Raw genomic sequence first — 6,445 nt, 5'->3', positions numbered from 1 at the left:
TCAATCCTTGGGAATCGTAAAGATTGACCCGCCCAGGACACAGGTATGCTTTCGACACGACGGTCGATGCGCTTCACCACTCCATAGCACGCAAGGACAGCCTCCCATGAAACAGCTCGCCGGCCTTGACGCCGCTTTTCTGCACCTGGAAACCGCCGAGATGCCCATGCATGTGGGCGCCCTGCATGTGTTGGAGCTGGCGGCCGATTACGACGGCGACTATCTGCTTGACCTGCGCGCCCATATCGCCAGCCGTATGCCGCTGGCGCCGGTCTTGCGGCGGCGCTTGGAGAGCGTGCCGCTCAACCTGGCCAACCCGACCTGGGTCGACGCCGAACCCGACCTGGATGTGCACATCGTCGGCTACGAGATGCCGCCCGGCAGCGGCATGGCGGCGCTGGAGGGCCAAGTCAGTTTGCTGCATCCGCAGCTGCTGGATCGCCGGCTGCCGCTGTGGAAGTTCCATGTCTTTTTGGGCTTGGAAGCCGGGCCTGAGGGGCAGCGGCAAGTCGGGCTTTATTCGCAGCTGCACCATGCGGCGGTGGATGGGCAGGCCGCTGTGGCGCTGGCTGCGGTGATTCTGGATCTGAGGCCGCAATCGGCCGAACACAAACTGCCGGCAACGCGCGCGCGCCAAGTGCAACTCGGTGCGGCCGGTATGTTGCGCGGCGCGATTGCCCATCAATGGCAGCAGACGGTCAAGTTGGCCAGGGCCCTGCCTGCTGCGGCCGGCACGCTCAGCATGATGGCGGCGCGCTCCGCGCTGGACGCGGCCGGCAGCAGCCTGCATGACTGGCTCGACCCGGACACGCCCAAGCCGCAAGTCAAGCCCGAGCGGGTGCGCAATCTGGGCCTGGCGCCGCGCACGCGGCTGAACACCAGCTTGTCGGCCGAGCGCAGTTTTTCAAGCGTCAGCCTGTCCTTGGTGGCGCTGAACCGAACCCGCCGCCTGCACGGTGCCAGCCTCAATGACGCGGTCTTGTTCATTTGCGGCGGCGCCTTGCGGCGCTTGTTTGCCAAGCATGGGCCACTGCCCGCTAAGTCATTGGTGGCGGCGGTGCCAGTTTCAATGCGGGCCCGTGGCGACAGCACGGCCAACACGCAGGCGACGATGAGCTTGGTCAGCCTGGGCACCCATCTGGCCGACCCGACCAAGCGGCTGGCCCATGTGCTGGCGGCCTCGGCCGCGATGAAGAGCGAGCTGGTGCAACTCAAGGACTTGATGCCCAGCGACTACCCCCTCGATCGGCGTGCCTTGGCTGATGCAGGCGGGCGCGCTGCTGTACGGGCGCCTGCGTGCGGCCGACAAGCTGCCCGTGCTGGCCAATTTGGTGATCTCCAATGTGCCGGGGCCAACGCTGCCGCTGTATCTGGCCGGCGCGCGCATGTTGACCAATTACCCGACCTCTATCGTGGTGCACGGCATGGCCTTGAACATCACCGTGCAGACCTATGACAAGAGCCTGGACTTTGGCCTGATGGCTTGCGGCCAAGCGATGCCCGAGACCGCTGAGTTGGCGGCCTATATCGAGACCGCCTTCATGGAGTTTTTGGCGCTGCCGGTTGCCGACGACATTGAGCCGGCGGCCCAGCCAAAACCCAAACCCAAGCCCGCTAGAAAGCGCGCGGCGCCCAAGCGCTAACATCGGCCGAGCAATCTCCCTATTTTTCACAGCAGCTGCATGCGATCCACCTCCCGCCCCGCCCCAAAGAAGACGACCGCGCCCAAGGCGGCCACGCCCAGCGAAGATTCCGCCGTACCGGATTTCCCCGCGCCGAATGCTTTTTTGATGCTGCTGGAGGGCCGCGCGCCCTGGGAATATGCGGCGCTGCTGGCGGCCACGCCGTGGCTGCGCCGGCTGCCGCGCGGCGACGGCCACCCGGTGATCGTGTTCCCGGGCCTGGGCGCCAATGATGTGACGACCCAGCCGCTGCGGCGTTTTCTCGACGGCCTGGGCTACGAGACTCACCCCTGGCACCAGGGCTTCAACTTCGGCCCGCGCCAAGGCGTGCTGGAGCAATGCAGTGCCGACGTCAAAGCCCTGTTCAAGCGCCATGCCCGGCCGGTCAGCCTGGTTGGCTGGAGCTTGGGCGGCATCTACGCCCGCGAGCTGGCCAAGGAGCTGCCCGACCACACCCGTTGCGTGGTGACATTGGGCACGCCCTTCACCGGCCACCCCAGGGCCACCAATGCCTGGCGTTTTTTCGAGCTGATGAATGGGCGCCATGTCGGCGACCCGCTGATGCTTGACCAGATCCGCCAGACGCCGCCGGTGCCGACCACCTCCATCTACTCACGCAGCGACGGCATCGTGTCTTGGCGCTGCAGCGTCATCGAGCCCGACCCAGCGTTTGGCCACAGCGAAAACATCGAGGTCCATGCCAGCCATCTGGGCCTGGGGCTGAACCCCTTGGCGCTGTTTGCGCTGGCCGACCGGCTGACGCAAGACCCGCAGCATTGGGCCGCCTTTGACCCGCAAGGCGCCAAGCGGTGGTTTTACCGCATGCCCAGTTGAGCCATGCAGATTTCCGTCAATGGCCTACATCTCGAAGTCGACGACCAGGGCCCCGTCGACGCCGAGCCCTTGTTGATGATCATGGGCTTGGGCATGCAATTGGTGGCTTGGCCGGACGGCTTGGTGCGGCAACTGTTGGCACAAGGCTTCCGGGTCATCCGCTTTGACAACCGCGACGCCGGCCTGAGCCAGCATCTCGACCAACTGGGCGTGCCCAATATCGCCATCGCCTCGGTTCAACACCTCTTGCACTTGGCCGTGCGCAGCCCTTACAGCGTGGCCGATATGGCGCGCGACGCCTTGGGTGTGCTGGATGCCTTGGGCCTGCGTCGAGCCCATGTCTGCGGCGCCTCGATGGGCGGCATGATCGCTCAGCAATTGGCGCTGCTGGCGCCCGAGCGGGTCAAGAGCCTGACCTTGATGATGACCAACAGCGGCAGCCGCATGCTGCCCGGCCCGTCGATGCGGGTGCGCGGGGCACTGCTCAAGCGGCCTGCCGACCCGCACGACTTTGCCGCCGTGGCGGAACGCACCTACAAACTGTTCCGCCTGATCGGCAGCCCCGCCTACCCAGCGCCCGAGGCCGAGCTGCGCCAGCGCATCATGGCCTCACTGCGGCGCAGCAATCGCCCGGACGGTGTGCTGCGCCAGCTCGCGGCGGTGGCGGCCGACACCCGCCGCGCCGGCCAACTCGGCCGCATCAAAGCGCCGACCTTGATTCTGCACGGCGACAAGGACCCGCTGATCCCGGTCGCTGCCGCGCATGATCTGGCGCGGCGGATTCCGGGTGCTCAGTTGGACATCATCAAAGGCATGGGGCATGACTTGCCGGAGCAGCTCTGGCCGAGATTTGCGGCCGGGATCAAGCGCGTGGCCGAGCTTGGCGGCAAATGAGGGGGAATTCCTTTTAATGGGGTCAGTCCTTTTAATGGGGTCAGGTTCATTTAATTGCATTAAATCGGTAGCTTGCGTGTCGAAATAATGAACCTGACCCTGCTTTCCTGTGTGACCCTGCTTTCCTGTGTGAGTCAATGCAGGGCCGGGTTAAAGCGCACGTTCAGGCGTAAGGCCAGTGCGTCAAGGCTCTTGTCCAGCGTCCATAGCAGCGCGTTTGGCGTCAGCAAGGTCGCGGCCAGCAGGGCCAGATCAATGGCGCCGCAGCCGCTGTCGTAAAGCCCTTGGGCCTCGATCAGCGTGAAGATTTCGTCCGTCGACGCCAACGCGCAGGTCTGCAAAAGCTTGAGATCACCCAGCGTTCTTTCTCGCGGCGCGGGAGGTGTGCCACAGGCCAATTCCAGCACGATCAAGGGGTGGCAAAGCAATTGATCCGTCTGCGCCAATGACTGCAAGACAAGACTGGGTCGGCGGAAGTGAGCGATCCAAACCGAGGTGTCGGCAAGCACCATGGTATCGAAACCAACTTAACGAGGATCAGCGGCTACGGGCCGGCGGCGCGGCACGTCCGGCATGCTGGGCGATGCCCCTCCTAAAGCGGCCAGCCGTTTAGCCGCTTGGACACGGACAAAGGTCTTGATCGCTTCACGAAACAAGTCAGCCTTGTCCATGCCAGGGTCGGCCAACTCCAGAGCTCGGCTGAACAGTTCGTCGTCAAGCGTTACGGTCGTTCTCATGGTGAATCACTTTTTTCGTTGTCAACAGATGCGATATTGCATCAAATTCAGCATCTATGCAATCAATGACGAAGTAAACACCAAGCTAGCGATTCAGTGCTGACAAAACAAATGAACCTGACCCCATTTTTTACTTCCATAAATGAACCTGACCCCTTTTTTTACGACGACCCCATTTTATTTATCGGGCTTGTTTTATCCCATTCATCCCCTTCATCCTGGCCAAGAAGTTTTTCTCCTCGGTCCCTTCAAGTCGCCGCGCAGCGATCAAACCTGACCTGGCCAAAATTAGGGCTACGGCGGGCAGCATTGCCTTGTTGTGCCCTTCCTTCAGCGAGAAAGTTGAGCCTGGATGGAGGGGATGAAGGGGATGGAAGCGGGCGTCGTAGCAGCGCATGCCTAAGCCCAGCGCAGGGCCGGCGCGCAGTTGGGCGTCTGAGCAGATGATTCCAGCCAATGCCTATGGTTTGTTTGCGTCGCCCAATAGAAAAAGCGCCGGTGAAGGCGCTTTTCTTGGGGGATGTGTTGGGCTCGGTGGAGGTGTTGGAGTTCGTTGCCTCACTCCAACCTACCAGGCTAGTTGAAATTACGGGGCGTTGTTCTTCTTCAATGCATCTTCAACAGCTGTGGGCATATTAGTTGAGGTGATCGCCCAAGCGATAGTTGCATCGCCGGGGGTTGGCGTTAGCACCACAGTACCTGCCGCACTGTTGCCCATTGCATCTTTCGGAACAGTGGCGGTAATCACACCGTCAGCAACTGCGACAGCACTTATGAGCTTGGTCTCCATGGTGTCTGGAATGCCATTCGTTTTCAAATTACAACCGGTCAGAGTACCTGTTTCTTGAGCGCAAATGGACACGGACGATTTGTATGAATTCATACTGGCGAGCCCCGATGCCGCCTTGGACTTCGATGTGTAATCGCGGTATTGCGGAATCGCCACCGCCGCCAAAATACCAATAATCGCCACGACGATCATCAGTTCGATCAGGGTGAAACCTTGTTGGACGCGCTTCATGTTCATGATGAGACTCCTGGAAAAAGGGGGTGTTGAAAACGGGGTAGAGGCACCCCCCTGAATGCAGGGGTCGTGCCAGGTTTTTTTACCCGGGTTTCTGTGCGTTTGTTCACGCTTGTTCGACCACGCCACGCCGACACTGCCAAGAATTGTCACTTCGATGGGCGCAATCCGGTCGGCGGGTTGCCAATGTGACCATTTTTGTCAGCGCCGGCTCGCCCAAAAACACGACCTAGCCGTTCTCCCCGCCGAAAACAACAAAACGCCGGCGAAGGCGCTTTGTCAATTGGAATCGCCCGGTTGCGAAGGGATTTTGAACTCGCAAAGAGCGCGAGGAAAGTGCCGCCCTTAGCCCGCGACCTGCACTGTCACCTTCAGCCCCAAAGCCTTGCACACGCGCTGGACGGTGTCAAAGCGTGGCTGTGCACCCGGCCGCAATGCCTTGTAGAGACTCTCGCGCCCGATACCGGCATCTTTGGCGACCTGCGTCATGCCGCGCGCTTTGGCAATGTCACCCAAGGCGGCCGCCAATAGCGCCGGATCTCCGTCCTCCAGCACCAAGCTCAGGTATTCGGCAATCGCTTGTTCGCTGTCCAAATGCTCGGTGAAATCGAAGTCCGGCAAGTCGCCGATTTTGATGGGTTTGTTCATATTGAGTTACTCCTTGAGGCTTGCGGCCAAAGCCTGCGCTGCGGCAATGTCGGCCTGCTGACTGGATTTATCCCCACCGCCCAGCATCACAATCAAGATCGAACCGCGCTGCACGTAATACATGCGCCAGCCGGGGCCGAAGAACTCACGCATCTCAAACACGCCGCCGCCAACTGGCTTCACATCACCCAGATTGCCGAGGCTTGCCTTACGTAGGCGCATCAACAAGCGCCGATGTGTCAGTCCATCTTTGATGACTCAGCATCCAATCGTTGAAATCGTCGGTACGTTTGATCGTGAACACGGTATCACTGTATTCGATGGAATACAGGCATGTCAATCCGCCGCCCTAAAACACCATCTCATCCCCCGCCCGCAATGCGCGGATGCGGTGCGGCGTGGCCAGCGCGGACACGGCGCCCATCACCGCCTCGCCTTCGCCCGGTTTGATATGGGTGATGTGCACATTGACGCAGCCGCCTAGTTGGGCCAACTCATGGCTGAGCGTGACCGGGCATAAATGACGGCTGACCTGGGCCAGCCGCTGTTCGTCATCACCGAACGCGGTTTCTATCACCAGATGTGCCAGCTTCATGCCGGCCAGCCGCTGCCACAGCAGTGGGTTG

The 6,445-nt window shown here is 61.2% G+C and carries 8 protein-coding genes and 2 pseudogenes; 4 read left to right on the top strand and 6 right to left on the bottom strand.

The features are described 5' to 3' along the window. The first annotated feature begins 106 nt into the window (after positions 1 to 106). The 4 genes from RMO57_RS04985 to RMO57_RS04970 are packed head-to-tail and all read left to right on the top strand — an operon-like array spanning position 107 to position 3,410. Positions 107 to 1,456 (top strand): wax ester/triacylglycerol synthase domain-containing protein, encoded by a 1,350-nt coding sequence (locus tag RMO57_RS04985; RefSeq protein WP_310384794.1) that lies wholly within the window; start codon positions 107 to 109, stop codon positions 1,454 to 1,456. Next, positions 1,344 to 1,643, top strand: a complete 300-nt coding sequence (locus RMO57_RS04980) for a WS/DGAT domain-containing protein (protein WP_310384791.1) — start codon at positions 1,344 to 1,346, stop codon at positions 1,641 to 1,643. The genes RMO57_RS04985 and RMO57_RS04980 overlap by 113 nt, the downstream gene beginning before the upstream one ends. Before the next feature lie 39 nt (positions 1,644 to 1,682). After that, on the top strand, positions 1,683 to 2,516 hold the full coding sequence (locus RMO57_RS04975; RefSeq protein ID WP_310384789.1) for an alpha/beta hydrolase: 834 nt from the start codon (positions 1,683 to 1,685) through the stop codon (positions 2,514 to 2,516). Positions 2,517 to 2,519: 3 nt separating this feature from the next. After that, positions 2,520 to 3,410 carry an alpha/beta fold hydrolase gene (locus RMO57_RS04970; RefSeq protein ID WP_310384788.1) on the top strand — a complete coding sequence of 297 codons (891 nt, stop codon included), beginning with the start codon at positions 2,520 to 2,522 and terminating at the stop codon, positions 3,408 to 3,410. A 134-nt stretch (positions 3,411 to 3,544) separates the two neighbouring features. Here RMO57_RS04970 and RMO57_RS04965 read toward each other — a convergent pair whose 3' ends face one another. From RMO57_RS04965 to RMO57_RS04940, 6 genes and pseudogenes are all read right to left on the bottom strand, one after another. Beyond that, entirely contained in the window at positions 3,545 to 3,922 is a 378-nt protein-coding gene (locus tag RMO57_RS04965) for a VapC toxin family PIN domain ribonuclease (RefSeq protein ID WP_310384786.1), read from the bottom strand. 15 nt (positions 3,923 to 3,937) lie between these two features. Continuing rightward, a complete protein-coding gene (locus RMO57_RS04960) occupies positions 3,938 to 4,147 on the bottom strand; it encodes a type II toxin-antitoxin system VapB family antitoxin (RefSeq protein WP_310384785.1) in 210 nt (69 codons plus the stop codon). Positions 4,148 to 4,733: 586 nt separating this feature from the next. After that, complete coding sequence (locus RMO57_RS04955; RefSeq protein WP_310384783.1) at positions 4,734 to 5,174, bottom strand: pilin; 441 nt, start codon at positions 5,172 to 5,174, stop codon at positions 4,734 to 4,736. Between the two features lie 342 nt (positions 5,175 to 5,516). Then, entirely contained in the window at positions 5,517 to 5,819 is a 303-nt protein-coding gene (locus RMO57_RS04950; RefSeq protein WP_310384781.1) for an addiction module antidote protein, read from the bottom strand. A 6-nt stretch (positions 5,820 to 5,825) separates the two neighbouring features. Continuing rightward, positions 5,826 to 6,123 (bottom strand): annotated as a pseudogene (locus RMO57_RS04945) (type II toxin-antitoxin system RelE/ParE family toxin). A gap of 45 nt (positions 6,124 to 6,168) precedes the next feature. Beyond that, positions 6,169 to 6,445, bottom strand: a pseudogene (locus tag RMO57_RS04940) (3',5'-cyclic-nucleotide phosphodiesterase); the annotation flags it as partial.

The sequence above is a fragment of the Roseateles sp. genome, assembly GCF_031397715.1.
GTDB lineage: Bacteria > Pseudomonadota > Gammaproteobacteria > Burkholderiales > Burkholderiaceae_C > Paucibacter_A.
This window is presented reverse-complemented; position numbering and strand designations above follow the sequence as displayed.

Coding starts and splice junctions, on each gene's coding strand:
- RMO57_RS04985 (WP_310384794.1), top strand. CDS start 107: ATGAAACAGCTCGCCGGCCTTGACGCCGCTTTTCTGCACCTGGAAACC.
- RMO57_RS04975 (WP_310384789.1), top strand. CDS start 1,683: ATGCGATCCACCTCCCGCCCCGCCCCAAAGAAGACGACCGCGCCCAAG.
- RMO57_RS04970 (WP_310384788.1), top strand. CDS start 2,520: ATGCAGATTTCCGTCAATGGCCTACATCTCGAAGTCGACGACCAGGGC.
- RMO57_RS04965 (WP_310384786.1), bottom strand. CDS start 3,922: ATGGTGCTTGCCGACACCTCGGTTTGGATCGCTCACTTCCGCCGACCC.
- RMO57_RS04960 (WP_310384785.1), bottom strand. CDS start 4,147: ATGAGAACGACCGTAACGCTTGACGACGAACTGTTCAGCCGAGCTCTG.
- RMO57_RS04955 (WP_310384783.1), bottom strand. CDS start 5,174: ATGAACATGAAGCGCGTCCAACAAGGTTTCACCCTGATCGAACTGATG.
- RMO57_RS04950 (WP_310384781.1), bottom strand. CDS start 5,819: ATGAACAAACCCATCAAAATCGGCGACTTGCCGGACTTCGATTTCACC.